Raw genomic sequence first — 15735 nt, forward strand, 5'->3', positions numbered from 1 at the left:
CACTTTAATGATCAAGAATCAATTCAACCCTCTAAATTAATTTCACATAAAAGTCTTTGCCATTCATGAGTTCGTTAATCTCGATGTCGTAAATGTTTTTATAGTAATCATAAATATTACGTGCTAACCCTGAGTGTCCATTTAAATATGTTCCCTTTTTAATCTCTTTACGTGGATTATGGAAATCAAAATATAAGCGTGAATCGTGGCACATTGAATCTAAAATAGCTTTAAACTCTTGTTCTTCAATATGAATCCCGCGTGTATATTTGCATTCTCTGCGGTATGTATCGTGAGAAACATTCACCGGCGCAGACTCAAGAATCATTTCGATTTTTTTACTCAAATGTTAACAGCTCCTTATAGGATAGTAGCAACAAAGGATCGTAAAGCAACAAGCAAAGAACTTAGATAAACTCTTCCAACTACAAGTGTCTATTTATTCTAGTATATAATTATCAGAAAATTATAGCAATATTTCTCACCAATCTTGTTGTTGCATTTCTTCTGCTATTATTTGTAAATCATAGGCTGTGATCATTAAAAGTGTATAGTCGTGTGTTTCCATATATTTTTCTGCTAGACGCTTCATATATTTAGGGGAGCCTTCATTTTCTTCGTCATAAACTAGCAGTAAACCATCTGTATTTTGAATAATGAACTTGTCTTTTTCGATAAATTGCCACGGAGCCTCATATGGCTTTTTCGTAACGCTCGTTACAAAGTCTGCTTGAGCTACTAATGATTGATACTTTTCTTTTTTTGGCTCTTGCCAGTTTTTCTCCTGCTCTAAAAAAGGAGTAATAACAGCATATTTTACATGCGGAAATTCTTTTTTTAACATAAGAACAACATCAGCACCCCATGATTCTACCCCTTGCTGACCACTAATAATCACCCATTCTAACCCTTCATCAATCAGAATCCGTAGACGGTCTTCGAGTGCTTTTTTTATGATGGCAATGCCAGGATGCTTGTCGTTGAAAATTCCTAGTTCGTGTGGTTTATAGCCAGTGATCATAATTCGCTGTAACAATAAAACGCCCCCTAAGCTGTATATTATGTAGTACTAGTATACAGTAGGGGGCAGGTAAAACGAATTTCAATATGTTGTATAGTTGTTCCCAAGATGAGTGAATGATTAGCTTATTAAAACGCAAATAGTGTTAAGACTGCAGCTACAGCAGCACATATGCCTAAAAACCACCATGTGTCTGTAAAGTCCTCTTTGGAGTCACTATTCATGTGAAGTACTTCCTTTCTGTTTGATTTTAACCTGTCCGTTCCAGGACCAATTCGTCCAAACGCGCAGTACAGTTTCGAAAGGTCCGCGTTTAAATTTCTTTAAATAGGCAAGGCTGAAAACACATTGTAAGCTATACAAAACGATTCCAAATAAAATACCGCCGAACACGCCTAGCTTGCCGAATAAGCCTAGACCATATCCGTAAAATACTGTTGTACAAATAATCGTTTGCATTAGATAATTGGTTAATGATAGTTTACCAACACTCTCAAAGGCAGGAGCTAACAGTTGTACTGGGCGAGTGTTATATAATAAAGCTGCAAGGCAGACATAGCCAACTGACAGTAACTGTGAACCACCCATCATCAACATGTCAGAAAAATTACTTTCTATAAAACTTAAACTTTTACATGCTAGCCCTATTGGAACGAGCAATGCACCTAGCTTATACCATTTCTTTTCGTCCTCCATATTTACAAAAGCTTGCTTTTTAGCGAGCCCCATGCCGAAGAGGAATAATGACGCATAAAATACTGGTCCAATAATAAGAAGAATGAATATGAGAGCAGGATCATCCATTCCAGGAGGGGTAACATTTGAGCGGAAATCCTGTATTTCGGAATAGCTGCCATTAGCATATACATCGTCGGCCTTTTGAATATAAGTTTGCATTTCTTTTTGTTCTTTTTCGGATTCTGTCATAGAACCGAATGAAAAGGCTATTGTAAGTAATAATAAGATACCAGACCAAATAAATAACGTTTTTGGTTTGCGATTAATAAATGGAATTAAAAATAAAGTCATGCAGCCATAGGAAAATAAAATATCACCTTCCCATAAAAACGTTGAATGTAGTAAACCTAAGCCTATTAACCCGGTAGCACGACGTAAAATAGACCATCGACTCTTATCCTTTTTTTTACGAATAGACTCAATCAATTTAATAAGAGAGAAGCCGAATAAAATGGTGAAAATCGGCATAAAAGAGCCTTCTATAAAGACTTTTACAAAATACAAAGCCCCGTTATCAAGGGCGGATAGATCTTTTAGTTCATCTTTGCCATACATGCCAAACTGGAAAATCAGCAAATTCGCCATTAAGATGCCAAATAAACTAAAACCACGCATTGTATCTATGAAGGTAACACGTTTTGTTGTCATTGCGTTTTATCTCCTTAATTGGTTATCTTATACATAGTGTAGTTTACAAAACTTATGGTGAAATAATGACAACCTTAAAGTAATCTTAAAAGTAGGTGATAGAATGCGAGATGCATCGATTTTAGTGTTAGAGGACGAACTTGCAATTGCGGAAATGATTGAAATTATATTAAGAAAAGAAGGATTATTAAACATTACACTCTGCGGCACTGTTCAAGAAGCAAAAAAGAAAATTGAAACGAAGGTTTTTGATTTTTACCTATTAGATATTATGCTTCCAGACGGTAGCGGGCTTGAAATGGCGAATATGATTCGTGAGCAAAGTGATGCACCTATATTCTTTTTAACGGCTAAAGGTAGTGATGCAGATAAGCTTCGTGGTTTTATGAACGGTGCAGACGATTATATTACGAAACCATTTAATCCACTTGAGCTTGTTGCGCGGGTGAAAGTACAGCTTGCGAGATATATAAAGAAAAAGGGTGTGCCAGAAAGTAATTTATTTACTTGTAGTCGATTTACATTTGATATCGATGCAGCGGAGATAACTGTAAATGATACAAAGGAAATTATTAGTGGGCGATTATTTCATTTATTGAAATATTTATGTGAGAATGTAGGGCAAGTATTATCAAAGGAACAGATTTATGAGCGAGTCTGGGGCGATTGTTTGTTTGATGATAATACAGTGATGGTTCATATTCGAAAACTACGAGAAAAAATTGAAAAGAATCCAGGTAAACCAACGTGCATTATAACTGTGAGGGGGATTGGTTATAAACTAGTTGGAGATGTTCAATCATGAAGCCAGCTGGAAAATTATCACTTCGTTTTGTATCTTATTTCACTATATTTTACTTACTAATTATCTCTGGCTTTATTATTAGTTTGGTGTTTTTTGCGATCTTTATCAACGGTCATGTCGGTGACAATATTCATATAATGACTTCTTCTGAAATAAAAGATGATGCTGTCGTAGAAAAAGGAGAATCCATTAAGATTGCTGATTATTTAGTGAAGCGAGCTAAGGAGAACGCAGGGCAACTATATTTGTTCGATCAATCGATGGACATTGTTGATTACACGGGAGAGAGTTGCGAACTCTGTGAAATGACAGATAACGAAATCATCGCTCTTAAACGTCCAGGAATGCACACGTGGGAGATTCCTAACTACTATTTGCTATTCCTCCCGACATCACCTGTCCAACCACTTTTTGAGGAAGTATATCAGAGTTGGAAGGATAAAGGGGAGATCTCTTCAGAACTGCTTCAACGTTTACAAGATAAGAAGGCTTCTGTTGAAATCTATAACGAGCAGTGGGACCGTGTAGGAGTCATTGGTGAGGGCTATGAAAAGCTACATAAGCCCCAGTTACTAGAAGAACAATATGATATTTTCGAGCATGAAGAGCTTACACAAAGTGCTGCTTTAGAGGATGGCTCGACATTAGTTGTACGCATGCCCAATCCATCCTATAAGCCATTTGAAGAACCTTTTTATAAAGCGATGGTTTTATTTGCTTCCATCTTCTTTGGTGGACATTTTATATTGTTAATAGGGGTTATCTTTTTATCGATTAGCATTTCACGTCAATTTGTTCGTCCGCTTGTTTATGTGATATCCCGTATAGAGCGACTGACACAGTTTGATTACAGTGAAGTGAGAGATAAAAATATCCATCATCGGAAGACGGGTAAGTTGAAAAGGAAATTTAAATTATTTCAGCCAGTGGATGAATCCCTCAATAATTTATCGATACGCCTTTCCTCTAATGAAAGGCAAATTAAGCACGCGGAGCAATTACGTGAGGAGTGGATTACGGGCTTATCACATGATTTAAAGACACCGTTAAGCTCTATTTTTGGTTACTCAACAATGCTTGCTTCAGAGGATTATGAGTGGACAAAGGAAGAAATGCGTATCTTTGCGAATACGATGCAGGAGAAGGCGACGTATATGGATGCCCTTATACAAGACTTAACATATACGTACCAATTAAAAAATAAAGCGATCCAGCTTGAAAAAGTGTTGTTACCACTTAACGTATGGTTACCTCAATTTGCAGACGAGCAGGTGTCTGTGAAGGTTTATGGGAATGTCATGCTCGAAGCGGACGATCTTCTATTAAAGCGCATTTTAGATAATTTAATAACTAATGCTAAGAAATATACTCCTGTTGGTACAAAGGTAAGTGTAGAAGCGCAAAATATAGGCAAGGGAGTTATGCTAACTATTGCTGATCAAGGTCCGGGTATTCCACAAGAAGAGTTAGATAATCTCTTTGAACGTTATTATCGAGGTACTAATACTACAGATGATACAACGGGTACAGGCCTAGGATTGGCGATTACTAAGCAGTTAATTGATTTACACGATGGTACCATTAGTGTCCGATCGGGAGCAGAAGGTACAGTTTTTGACTTGAAATTTAATTGTAAATAGCAGGTCCTTAGTTAAAGAGTAAGTTAATTTTGGCAGTACAAGTGATGAATCTTTCACTTTGTACTGCCTTTTTTATGCATTGATGAGTTTGCGCGGCTATTTTTCTATATACATCTCTCTGATGGTCGCTCAATTTTTACATAGCGCCATAAATTATTGGCGATGTCACGTGCTTCAGCAGCGTGTTCCGTCCCAACAAATGCTTTTCGGAAAGGAGTAAGTAGTGATTCGATGATGAAAAGCTTTGGTTTCTCACATTGTAATTCTTCCATCAAAAATTCAGTGTATTCCAAGCCTTCAAGGGTTTCATCCTTAGACAATCCTTTCATAAATCCTTGCAATTGTTCAACAATCATTTCCTTGTTAATGGATTGATAGTTCGCCACATTTTGAATAGCGTTAATCATTTCAACATTTATAATGACTTCTTTGGATTCTAACATGACAGGAATGATTGCTTTAATATTACGCAATGCTACACGGACAATTGTTTCACGACTTATAAATTGGAAATCCGAAATTAAAACTGCGCGTAATGAGAGGTTAATCATTCCGAGAGCTTGTATAGCGCATTCATAGCTCAGTGTACTAATTTCTTCACCGAAAACTTGTACAAAACGATTCGCAAGCCATTCTAGCTCCTGTAAGTAATAGTTCAAAATAATCTTTTTAAGTTCTTTGTCACGAGAATGGGTGACCGATTCAAAAATTTGAATTAGATTGTGCTCGCGATTGACATACATGAGTACGGCAACTTGCTGTGTTAATACTTCCAAATCAGTAGGGTCTTTACCGTATAGTAATTCGTGACGGCGATTGCTCGCTTCCTCACGTCCCTCATCTAGTATGGCGATTAAGCATTCATTTTTAGAAGAAAAATGATTATAAAACGTGCCCTTCGAAATTTTAGCTGCACTAATAATATCGTTAATGGATGTGTCCACTAATCCTTTTTCGATAAAAAGCTCACGAGCGGCTGTAATGATTTGTCTTTTTCTTTTATTCATAACCTCACCTTTTTTAAGATATTATACTACCATTCTACATCGAAAATGCCTATATATCAATGTTTATGAATTTTTTAATCTTAATTCTTGAAAAAAATAGACTGCGAGTATAAAATAAGTTTTATTGAAAAAACAAGAAGGAATTGAGGGATATAAATGAATAGTGAGCAAACAATGAAAAAGCCCCCCTATGGCATGATTGCTATTTTATTTGTGGGTGCTTTTGTTGCCTTTCTAAATAACACATTGTTAAACGTTGCATTACCAACAATCATGAAAGATTTTGGGATCACAACGTATTCTAAGGTACAATGGCTTGCGACAGGATATATGCTTGTAAGTGGTATTTTGGTACCAGCTTCGGCATTCTTTGTAACACGCTTTAAAAATAGACATTTATTTATTGCAGCGATGTCAGTCTTTACGATCGGTACAATTATGGCAGGTTTTGCACCTAACTTCGGTATGCTATTAGCAGGACGTATGGTGCAAGCTGCAGGTGCATCGACAATGTCACCACTTTTAATGAATGTCATGTTAACTAGCTTCCCAAGAGAAAAACGTGGGGCAGCGATGGGGATATTTGGTTTAGTCATGATTATGGCACCAGCAATAGGTCCAACATTATCAGGATATATTGTTGAGCACCATGATTGGCGTATGCTATTCCAAATGATTATTCCGTTTGCTGTAATTAGTTTATTGTTTGCTGTTTGGAAATTAGATAACGTGATGGAGACACGTGAAGTTCATTTAGATTTCCCATCCGTATTATTATCAACAATAGCATTCGGTGGTATACTGTATGGATTTAGTGCAGCGGGGGATAAGGGTTGGTCAAGTCCTTGGGTATATGGCACGATTTCAGTTGGCTTTATCGCATTAATAATCTTCGTGTTAAAACAATTACGTATGGATCAGCCTTTGCTAGAATTACGTATTTACAAATATCCAATGTTTGCATTGGGATCGGCTATTTCTGTTATCGTATCAATGGCTATGTTCTCAGGGATGATTTTAACACCTGCATATGTGCAATCAATTCGTGGCATTGAACCTTTTGAAGCGGGCTTAATGATGCTTCCTGGGGCACTGATTATGGGGCTTATGTCGCCGATTACAGGGAAGCTTTTTGATAAATTCGGACCGCGAGTGTTAGCGATGATCGGTTTAACCATTACAACACTAGCAACATTCGGCTTAACGAAGTTAGAAATAGATTCAAGCTATACATTTATCGTGTCAATGTACACAATTCGTATGTTCGGTTTGTCTATGGTTATGATGCCAATTATGACAAACGGTTTAAACCAAATACCACAAATGATGAATCCACATGGTACAGCCATTAACAATACTGTACAGCAAGTGGCAGGGGCAATAGGTAGTGCTTTGATGGTATCGTTTATGAATACCCGTACAAAAGCAACAGCACAGGATTTAATTGCAGAAGCGAAGGTAAATGCGGCACAATCGGGTGCTGCACCAACGCCTGAGCAAATGCAACAAATGCAAGAACAAATTATGCAAAATGCTTTATTGGATGGTATTACTCACTCATTCCTAATTGCTGCAGGTCTTACAGTGGTGGCACTTGTGCTAGCACTTTTCCTAAAACGTGTGAAAGTTGAAAGTGCTGCGGCTTCCATGGATTTGAAAAAACCAACAAAATAATTTGTGATATGGACCTGTTAGTAGAATATTTCTTCTAACAGGTTTTTTGATGACGCAATAATTGTTATCGATAAATGAGGAGATTTGGGTAATAAATCATAATTAGTTTTCGGTATACTCGAATAATTGGTCGATAAATCCTTTTATATCAGAAGCAATAAGGTAAAAGAGATTGTTGATTTTTTTATATGAAAATGAATTCCTACATTATATATATAAAATAGAAAGTATTACACGAACGATGGTGGGGAAGATTAAAAACAAAACGAAGCAAGAACAATTATTATTAAAAATCAAATATTTTGCAGAGATAGTTACGTTTGATAATATTGTATTTTTTAACAATGTGGATGAAAAGCAAACTTAAATACAATATATAGTTGACAAAATCAATGAATATTGAAAAGATTGTCGAAATTGTGATTTAGCTCATTGAAATAATATGCAAACAGTCTTATAATGGAGTTTGTAATGTCACCAAGACAAGATAAGGATGGAATTATGATGCACTTTTTGCAAAGTAAAGTTAACATTGTAATAACAAATCATATGAATTGCTGTCCAGCTCTTAGACTGGTGATTTGTAAGACATACGCGCTGTAACGACTGTTAAGAAGTGCCTTAATGGTCTTTTTTACATGGAAGCAATATAAAATTAAAATAGTAATAGTGATGGCAAAGGAGAGTTCAAAATGTCAGAAACGAATAACCAAACACAGTCTGAACAATTAACTGTAAGTCAAGAACAACTGGATGTGCTAGATCAATTATTAAAGCCTGAGGTTCAGGAATCACTTACAACTTTAGTTGAGCAATTACCAAAGTTAACTGAAATGATGACGTTATTAACAAAATCGTATGAGTTCGCTCAAGCTGTTGCAACTGACGAAGTGCTGAAAAATGATACTGTTGGTGCTGTAACAGAAATGGCAGGCCCAGTAGTAGGCTCAGCAAAAAATCTTGCAGCTACTGCAATTGAAGCGAAAGATCGTGCTTCTGAAAGCCAAGAAGTAATTGGTTTATTCGGTCTTATGAAAATGTTAAAAGACCCACAAGTTCAAGGTGTTTTCCGTTTTGTTAATGCTTTCTTACAAGTAAGCGCTGAACGTAAATCTAAATAAGACTCGACTCGAGATATATTCAATTCGTAAGGACGGAGGATTAATTAATCATGTCAAAAGAAATCGTCATCTTAGGTGCTGGTTACGCTGGCGTTTTAACTGCATTAACTGCACGTAAGTATTTATCAGCTGATGAAGCTAAAATTACTGTAGTAAACCAATTCCCAACACACCAAATTATCACTGAGCTTCACCGTTTAGCTGGTGGTACTATTGCTGAAGGTGCTGTTGCTTTACCACTTAAAAAAATCTTTAAAGGTTTAGATATCGATTTACAAATTGCTAAAGTAACGAAATTCAATGTAGACACTAAAAAAGTTGACCTAGATACTGGTTATACTTTAGATTACGATACATTAGTAGTATCTTTAGGTAGCCAAACTGGATTCTTCGGTATCCCTGGATTAGAAGAAAACTCTATGGTACTTAAATCAGTGAACGATGCAAACAAAATTAACAGACACATCGAAGACCGTATTAAAGCATATGCACAAACGAAAGACGAAGCAGATGCGACAATCGTTATCGGTGGTGGCGGTTTAACAGGTGTCGAGCTTGTTGGTGAAATCGTGGACAACTTCCCGAAAATTGCAGCAAAACACGGTGTTAACTTTGCTGATCTTAAAATCAAACTTGTGGAAGCTGGTCCAAAAATCTTACCAGTACTTCCAGATACATTGATCCAACGTGCTACGGAAAGCTTAGCAAAACGTGGTGTTGAATTTATTACAGGTACTCCTGTTACAGGCGTTGAGGGTAATGTCATCGCTCTTAAAGATCGTGAACCAATCGTTGCCAATACACTTGTTTGGACAGGTGGGGTAGCTCCACTTCCACTAGTAGGAGAATCTGGCCTTGCTGCTGACCGCGGTAAAGCAACGATTAACGAGTTCTTACAATCTACATCTCACGATGATGTATTCGTAATTGGTGACGCATCTGTTGCATTACCAGCTGATGGCGGACGTCCACTATACGCACCAACTGCTCAAGTTGCATGGCAAATGGGTGAGTGCGCTGGCTACAACCTATTCGCACAATACAAAAACCAAGAGATGAAGTCTTTCTCTGCAGTTAACTCTGGTACACTTGCAAGCTTAGGTCGTAAAGACGCTGTTGCGACAATTGGTGCTAGCAACACAGAACTGAAAGGTCTTCCTGCAACACTTATGAAAGAAGCGTCTAACATTCGCTATCTTACACATATCAAAGCGCTATTCGGCTTAGCGTACTAATATTTTTAGGGCATGATTCAATTGTTATATTGAATTCATGCCCTTTTTTAATTTTATTAGGGTATACATACGATTTAGGGTGAAGTGAGTGCTCGGCATTTCAGCTGGATGGGAGAGTCAGAGTGGCGGATAGAAATCGGGACGATGGAAGGAAGAGTCGGAGCGACGGGTAGAAATGCCGAAGCGACGGGAAGAAGTCGGGGCGACGGATAGGAAGGCCGAAGTGACGGAAAGAAGTCGGGGCGACGGATAGGAAGGCCAAAGCGACGGAAGGAAGAGTCGGATCGACGGAAAGAAATGCCGAAGCGACGGATAGGAAGGTCAAAGCGACGGAAGGAAGAGTCGGAGTGACGGATAGAACCATCAAAGTCGTGGATAGAGCGGCCGAATTCGTGGATAGAACCATCAAAGTCGTGGATAGAACAGCCAAAATCGTGGATAGCCCCGACCAAGCGATGGAAAGAAGAGCCCTAGTGACAGATAGAGAAGCCGAAACTATGAATAGAGCTATCGATACAACGGTAGAAACTATTATGTCTTAACCCACACATTTTACGTAGCGCCCCTTCTAATAGGAGGCGCTACGATTTTTATATCGCTATTGCTTCCGTTTGCATAGCGAAGCGGCGACAGTATTAAAATTCCCTCTACTCATTGAGTTTAGAAATATTTCTATAGAATCTAGCCTTCGAGGGTTGAATATTCAAAATTAGCAATGTAGATGCTACTAAAAACATGATGATGGATGCGGATATAACAACATTTCGAATAGATATAATTTCAGCTGCAACTCCAAAGATGGCAGTTATGATGATTACGAACAAAGCTTCCACAAAACCGTAGATACTTCCTATTCTCCCCATACTGTCGACAGGAATATTGTTTTGATAAAAGGTATAGAAACCTGTATTGGCAAAGGCTGTCGCAAAGGACAAAAGAAAGCATCCAAAAGAAGCGATAAGAAATGTGTAAGAGGATGTGAAAGTTAAATAGCCTAATGCTGTTATTACCGAACCCATTCCTATTAGCCAAGCAGTTGACACTTTTTCTACGATTGCTGTATTCGTTAAAGAACCAACTAATACTCCAGCACCTGCTATGCTTACTAAAATACCATATTCACCTTCGGATAATGAAAGTACTTGAGTAGCAAAGGCAGCCTCTAAAGAATCCGTCGCTGTCATCATGACAATCATCGCACTAAATAAAAAATAGATTATCATAATATAGGAATTTTTAAGGCTAAATCTTATAACAAGTTTCCAATCATCTACTAATAACTTGAAGGAAAATGTATGATCGGTTTTACTAGTAAGTTCTTCATTGGCTTCAACATTAGGCATACCTAATGTGATACAGGCTGATAAAAATAAAGCAATGGCATTCAAATATATGGCCGTATTAGGCGTTCCAATCGTAAATAGCATTCCTGCAATGGCTGGACCAGTTATGAATGCGCCTGAATCGAGTAAGCTACGAAGTGAGTTAAAACGTTTCCTTTGTTCTATGGGTATCAATTTCGTAATGTAAGTCATGGAAGTTGGGTGATACATAGAACTCGCTATGGTGATTACGAAGACTAAGACGTAAATCCAAGCTAAAGTAGAAAAGAAGGGAAGTATGATAATTAGTAAAGATTGAAAAATGTTAAGAACAAACATTAGATATTTTTTATTTAAACGATCTATCAAACTACCTGACCAAAAACTGGAAAATAGTGTGGATGACGCTCTAACGATATATAAACCGGACACAGCTATAGCTGACCCTGTAAGGTTTAAGACAATAAGATTTAAAGCGATAAAATATATCCAACTTCCAACACTGGAAACACCAATACTAAACAATAATATAGCCGGATAACGCCACGCTTCTAATAATTTATTCATGCTCATATAAATTCCTCCTAGTGTTTGTTTACAAGCAACTAAACAAAAAAATCCCACCTCCAAGACGATTTGTCTTAGGGACGAGATTGTGGAATTTATATTCACGTGGTGCCACCCTAGTTCACTATTATGTCATCATAATAGCCTTTTCAGTACGGCATACATACTTATGCTTATACTGTTACTCTGTAACGGGAGTTCCCGTCGCACCATCATTCAAGTAGAAATCCAATGCGCTACTCCGAGGCTTGTTTCAATAATTCGTTCCTACTCGTTTTCAGCAACTCGAGCTCTCTGGGAAGAACAGCCTTATTTACTTTTCTCTTCAATGTATTTTCGCTAGTGTAGCATAAATTTGTATTTTTAGTAAAGTGTTACTTTTGGAATATTCCGATAAACCGAAAAGTATTTTTAAAAATATAAGCCAGTAGCCTTTCATTTCAATATAAAGGGCTGCTGGCTTGTTTAATTAAAATAGGTGAATAATTGACTCTTGCCATCTATTAAGTTTTATCAAAATAAACGAAGCAATGCGTCAGTTAGTGGATTTATGGTATTAATTTAAACTTTGATGGTAGTTGAAGTAATAAATATAAAATTTGTAGGTTTATCTGTTTTATTAAACCAGTTGTGGGGGATGGTCGAATTCATATGAATACTATCCCCAGGATATAGATCATATTCTGTATTATCAAGAATGATTGTCAAGATTCCATCGGTGACATATATAAACTCCTGTCCTGCATGTGAAAAAGGGGTCTCTCGTTGGTCTCCGGGTAATAAGGTTACTAAAATCGGCACAAATATAGGATTTGATACATTTCCAGAAAGGTCCGAATAAATAAACGATGACTTATGTTCGGATTGTTTATAAGTTCCTCGCCTAATCATATCTTTGTCCATTTGTATTGTATCCGGAAAGAAATAACTAGGACTAACACCAAGAGCTTCAGATATTTTGCGCAAGGAATGTAATGTGATAGAACAAAGAGATCGTTCTACTTGAGATAAAAAGCTTATCGATAAATCTGTTTTTTCAGAGACTTCCTTTAATGTCATTTTTTTTGACTTACGAAGTCTTTTTATTAAAATCCCTATATCTTGATCCATTTTATCAACCTCAAATATAGTCTTATTGTAATAAAGTATATATAATACTTAAATTCTTGTAAAGTTATGGTAGCCTTTGGGTTTGAGTTGTTTTTAACTGCGAGATCTGTTGACGTTTAACTTTTTTAGTAGAAGTCTTTTGGGAAAAATATTGAATCTTCAGAAATTGGATGTATAATAATTGTAAACGCTTTACATTTCTAATTTTATCTTTTGATAAAATTTAAGTGGTATTTAAATTTTACTTACATAAACTTTATGAAGTTGAATTTTTTATGTAATAATCAAGTTCATATCTAGGTGAATCATGAAATAGCATTTAATAAATGCAATTTTTTTAGGTGAAAATTTAAGTCACATTTAAATTTAGAGGGATATTTGCAGATAATTAAAGCTAAGATTAAATAACGTGTTTATTAACAAATGTATTAAATATCAAACAAATTGGAGGGAAGAATGATGGAATTCAAAAAAATGTTTACTACGATTGATCTCCATGTATCTGGAGAACCGTTGCGTATTATTACTGGAGGTTTACCAGAAATTAAAGGAGGCACGCAGCTAGAAAGACGTGCCTATTGTATGGAACATTTAGATCATATTCGAGAAGTTTTAATGTATGAGCCTAGAGGTCATGATGGCATGTATGGTTGCATTATTACTCCACCAGCAAGCGAAGGCGCAGATCTAGGTGTGTTGTTTATGCACAATGAGGGTTGGAGTACAATGTGTGGCCATGGCGTTATTGCGGTAGTGACCATGGCTATTGAAACAGGCATGATTGAGGTGAAAGATGAAAATGATAAACTGATCATTGATTGTCCGTGTGGGCCTGTAACAGCGTATGCAAAGTGTAGAGGAACTAAAGTAGAATCTGTCTCCTTTGAAAATGTACCTTCTTTTGTCTATAGAAAAGATTTTCCGATTAAAATTGATGGTTACGAATTTGATGTGGATATTTCATACGGTGGTGCTTTTTATGCCGTGGTTGATAGTGAAAAAATTGGCTTGAAAGTGAACAACAAAGATTTATGGGATTTACAAGTATCGGGTGACAAAATTAAACATTATATTGAAAGTCAAATTGAAGTAAAACATCCATTTGAAGATATAACGGGGATCTATGGTGTAATTTTCTCTGATAATCCAAAAGACAGCCATGCGGATTTACGAAATGTCACAATCTTTGCTGACAAACAGGTAGATCGATCTCCATGTGGTTCTGGTACTGCTGCAAGAGTAGCTACTTTATACGAACGTGGCGTACTGAAGGAAAGTGGAAGTTTTATTCATGAAAGTATAACAGATGGACAATTTGTTGGTGAAATACTTTCTTTAACGAAAGTGGATGACTATAAAGCTGTTATTCCAAAAGTTACTGGGAACGCCTTTATTACAGGTTTCCATCAATTCGTGATTAGTCCAGAGGATCCCCTTAATAGAGGGTTTTTATTGAAGTAAATTTGCTGCTGATTTTGCACCTAATGTAGTAGCCAAAAATTTAATTTTTGTACCGAATGCGATGGATATAAAGTTAGAAAAAGGGTGGGGAATTATGTTAGTTATAAGTACGGATGAACAAAAAAGTTTAGTAGATATGAATGAAGTTATTGAATGTGTGGCTGTTGCCTTGAGGGAATTTTCAGCAAATAGAACTATTACACCTATCCGCGCTGCTCTGCCTTTCGATAACGGCCAAAATACAGCATTGATTATGCCATCGGTAGCAGAAGAACTTAGTAGTGTCGGATTAAAGATAGTAACAGTAGCACCTAATAATAAAGAATTAGGTAAGAAAACGATAACGGGCGTAGTAATGCTATCAGATTTTAAAACTGGCGAACCAATTGCTCTACTAGAAGGTTCTTATTTAACAATGATTAGAACGGGTGCTTTATCAGGTGTTGCAACGAAGTATTTATCTCGTGAAGATTCAAAAAAGTTATGCATCATCGGCACGGGGGAACAAGCAAAAGGTCTAGTTGAAGCAATAGTAGCTGTACGAAATATTGAAGAAATTCTTCTTTATAATAGAACGGAGCAAAAAGCACATGAATTCGCGAAGTATATTAGAAATAAATTCGATAAGCATGTACAAGTTTATTCAGATCCGAATGAAGCGGTACTTAAAGCTGATATTATTGTGACCACAACCAATTCTTCAACACCAGTTTTTTCTGAACCGTTAAAGCCAGGTGTTCATGTAAATGCGGTTGGTTCATTCAGACCTACGATGCAGGAATTGCCGTCTCATGCTCTTTCTTCAGCTCACAAAGTAGTAGTTGAATCTAAAGAAGCAGCCATAGAAGAGACTGGTGACATAATAATTCCAATAAATGAAGGAGTCTTTGATTCGGGTGATATCTTTGGAGAGCTCGGACAAATTATTGACGGGCAACTAAAAGGAAGAGAAAGTGCAGAAGAAATTACGCTATTTAAATCGGTAGGATTAGCGGTTGTAGACATTGTAGTTGCAAAGTATTTTTATGACAAGGCTATTAAACATAAAATGGGGACTTACATTAACCTTTAAAATTATAGTTAAGTGTCATTTAAATAACTAAGTTGGTACGGAACTATCAAGATGTTGAAATATTTTAATTGAGTCCATTTTTTGGCTCATCATTATAACGTGGGGTTGATTTCTATTCCGACTGGGCGCTTTGACGCTGACGCTTCGCTTTCGCGCAGAGCAAAGCTTCCTAGGGGTGTTCAGTCTTCACTCCAATTCAACCGCATACGTTTTAACAAAAATACTGCCCTATATTTTGGTAACAGATCGTTTTTTACACAAAAATTTAAGTCCCACTTAAAAATAATGAAGATTAATACAGATGTTAGTTAAAT

Annotated in this window: 14 protein-coding genes and 1 other annotated feature; of the genes, 7 read left to right on the forward strand and 7 right to left on the reverse strand. The window is 36.7% G+C overall.

Features of this window, described 5'->3' with window-relative positions:
* Positions 1-31: 31 nt before the first annotated feature.
* The 3 genes from AB9L17_RS01455 to AB9L17_RS01465 form a co-directional block, all read right to left on the reverse strand.
* Positions 32-346: a hypothetical protein gene (locus tag AB9L17_RS01455; protein WP_068985859.1), complete on the reverse strand. Its 315-nt coding sequence runs from the start codon at positions 344-346 to the stop codon at positions 32-34.
* 135 nt (positions 347-481) lie between these two features.
* Positions 482-1036: a DUF1273 domain-containing protein gene (locus AB9L17_RS01460; protein WP_223554743.1), complete on the reverse strand. Its 555-nt coding sequence runs from the start codon at positions 1034-1036 to the stop codon at positions 482-484.
* Between the two features lie 201 nt (positions 1037-1237).
* The gene (locus AB9L17_RS01465; RefSeq protein ID WP_068985861.1) at positions 1238-2407 is read right to left on the reverse strand and encodes a DUF418 domain-containing protein; all 1170 of its coding nucleotides are present in this window, start codon (positions 2405-2407) and stop codon (positions 1238-1240) included.
* A gap of 103 nt (positions 2408-2510) precedes the next feature.
* Between AB9L17_RS01465 and AB9L17_RS01470 the strand changes: the two genes are divergently transcribed.
* Together AB9L17_RS01470 and AB9L17_RS01475 are read left to right on the forward strand one after the other, a co-directional pair.
* Positions 2511-3212 (forward strand): response regulator transcription factor, encoded by a 702-nt coding sequence (locus AB9L17_RS01470; protein ID WP_068985862.1) that lies wholly within the window; start codon positions 2511-2513, stop codon positions 3210-3212.
* Entirely contained in the window at positions 3209-4852 is a 1644-nt protein-coding gene (locus AB9L17_RS01475; RefSeq protein WP_223554741.1) for a sensor histidine kinase, read from the forward strand. The genes AB9L17_RS01470 and AB9L17_RS01475 overlap by 4 nt, the downstream gene beginning before the upstream one ends.
* Before the next feature lie 104 nt (positions 4853-4956).
* Here AB9L17_RS01475 and AB9L17_RS01480 read toward each other — a convergent pair whose 3' ends face one another.
* Entirely contained in the window at positions 4957-5859 is a 903-nt protein-coding gene (locus AB9L17_RS01480) for a TetR/AcrR family transcriptional regulator (RefSeq protein WP_068985864.1), read from the reverse strand.
* Positions 5860-6015: 156 nt separating this feature from the next.
* Here AB9L17_RS01480 and AB9L17_RS01485 point away from each other — a divergent pair, with 156 nt between their 5' ends.
* The 3 genes from AB9L17_RS01485 to AB9L17_RS01495 all read left to right on the forward strand — a co-directional run bounded on the left by AB9L17_RS01485 (position 6016) and on the right by AB9L17_RS01495 (position 9889).
* The gene (locus tag AB9L17_RS01485) at positions 6016-7533 is read left to right on the forward strand and encodes a DHA2 family efflux MFS transporter permease subunit (RefSeq protein WP_223554739.1); all 1518 of its coding nucleotides are present in this window, start codon (positions 6016-6018) and stop codon (positions 7531-7533) included.
* A 692-nt stretch (positions 7534-8225) separates the two neighbouring features.
* The gene (locus tag AB9L17_RS01490; RefSeq protein WP_068985866.1) at positions 8226-8654 is read left to right on the forward strand and encodes a DUF1641 domain-containing protein; all 429 of its coding nucleotides are present in this window, start codon (positions 8226-8228) and stop codon (positions 8652-8654) included.
* A 50-nt stretch (positions 8655-8704) separates the two neighbouring features.
* Positions 8705-9889, forward strand: coding sequence for an NAD(P)/FAD-dependent oxidoreductase (locus AB9L17_RS01495; RefSeq protein ID WP_068985867.1), 1185 nt, complete (start codon positions 8705-8707; stop codon positions 9887-9889).
* 74 nt (positions 9890-9963) lie between these two features.
* On the opposite strand, the gene AB9L17_RS01500 is transcribed toward AB9L17_RS01495, so the two are convergent.
* The 3 genes from AB9L17_RS01500 to AB9L17_RS01510 all read right to left on the reverse strand — a co-directional run bounded on the left by AB9L17_RS01500 (position 9964) and on the right by AB9L17_RS01510 (position 12888).
* Positions 9964-10341, reverse strand: a complete 378-nt coding sequence (locus AB9L17_RS01500) for a hypothetical protein (RefSeq protein WP_375199952.1) — start codon at positions 10339-10341, stop codon at positions 9964-9966.
* 195 nt (positions 10342-10536) lie between these two features.
* Positions 10537-11784 carry an MFS transporter gene (locus AB9L17_RS01505; protein ID WP_375199953.1) on the reverse strand — a complete coding sequence of 416 codons (1248 nt, stop codon included), beginning with the start codon at positions 11782-11784 and terminating at the stop codon, positions 10537-10539.
* 67 nt (positions 11785-11851) lie between these two features.
* Positions 11852-12116: a binding site (T-box leader), on the reverse strand.
* Between the two features lie 223 nt (positions 12117-12339).
* Entirely contained in the window at positions 12340-12888 is a 549-nt protein-coding gene (locus tag AB9L17_RS01510) for a helix-turn-helix domain-containing protein (RefSeq protein ID WP_068985870.1), read from the reverse strand.
* A 459-nt stretch (positions 12889-13347) separates the two neighbouring features.
* Here AB9L17_RS01510 and AB9L17_RS01515 point away from each other — a divergent pair, with 459 nt between their 5' ends.
* Together AB9L17_RS01515 and AB9L17_RS01520 are read left to right on the forward strand one after the other, a co-directional pair.
* Positions 13348-14349, forward strand: a complete 1002-nt coding sequence (locus AB9L17_RS01515; protein WP_223554734.1) for a proline racemase family protein — start codon at positions 13348-13350, stop codon at positions 14347-14349.
* Between the two features lie 94 nt (positions 14350-14443).
* Positions 14444-15421, forward strand: a complete 978-nt coding sequence (locus AB9L17_RS01520) for an ornithine cyclodeaminase family protein (RefSeq protein ID WP_068985872.1) — start codon at positions 14444-14446, stop codon at positions 15419-15421.
* Positions 15422-15735: the final 314 nt, after the last annotated feature.

The organism is Lysinibacillus sp. RS11 (genome assembly GCF_042019215.1).
Lineage (GTDB): Bacteria > Bacillota > Bacilli > Bacillales_A > Planococcaceae > Lysinibacillus > Lysinibacillus xylanilyticus_A.

Coding starts and splice junctions, on each gene's coding strand:
- AB9L17_RS01465 (WP_068985861.1), bottom strand. CDS start 2,407: ATGACAACAAAACGTGTTACCTTCATAGATACAATGCGTGGTTTTAGT.
- AB9L17_RS01470 (WP_068985862.1), top strand. CDS start 2,511: ATGCGAGATGCATCGATTTTAGTGTTAGAGGACGAACTTGCAATTGCG.
- AB9L17_RS01475 (WP_223554741.1), top strand. CDS start 3,209: ATGAAGCCAGCTGGAAAATTATCACTTCGTTTTGTATCTTATTTCACT.
- AB9L17_RS01480 (WP_068985864.1), bottom strand. CDS start 5,859: ATGAATAAAAGAAAAAGACAAATCATTACAGCCGCTCGTGAGCTTTTT.
- AB9L17_RS01485 (WP_223554739.1), top strand. CDS start 6,016: ATGAATAGTGAGCAAACAATGAAAAAGCCCCCCTATGGCATGATTGCT.
- AB9L17_RS01490 (WP_068985866.1), top strand. CDS start 8,226: ATGTCAGAAACGAATAACCAAACACAGTCTGAACAATTAACTGTAAGT.
- AB9L17_RS01495 (WP_068985867.1), top strand. CDS start 8,705: ATGTCAAAAGAAATCGTCATCTTAGGTGCTGGTTACGCTGGCGTTTTA.
- AB9L17_RS01505 (WP_375199953.1), bottom strand. CDS start 11,784: ATGAGCATGAATAAATTATTAGAAGCGTGGCGTTATCCGGCTATATTA.
- AB9L17_RS01510 (WP_068985870.1), bottom strand. CDS start 12,888: ATGGATCAAGATATAGGGATTTTAATAAAAAGACTTCGTAAGTCAAAA.
- AB9L17_RS01515 (WP_223554734.1), top strand. CDS start 13,348: ATGGAATTCAAAAAAATGTTTACTACGATTGATCTCCATGTATCTGGA.
- AB9L17_RS01520 (WP_068985872.1), top strand. CDS start 14,444: ATGTTAGTTATAAGTACGGATGAACAAAAAAGTTTAGTAGATATGAAT.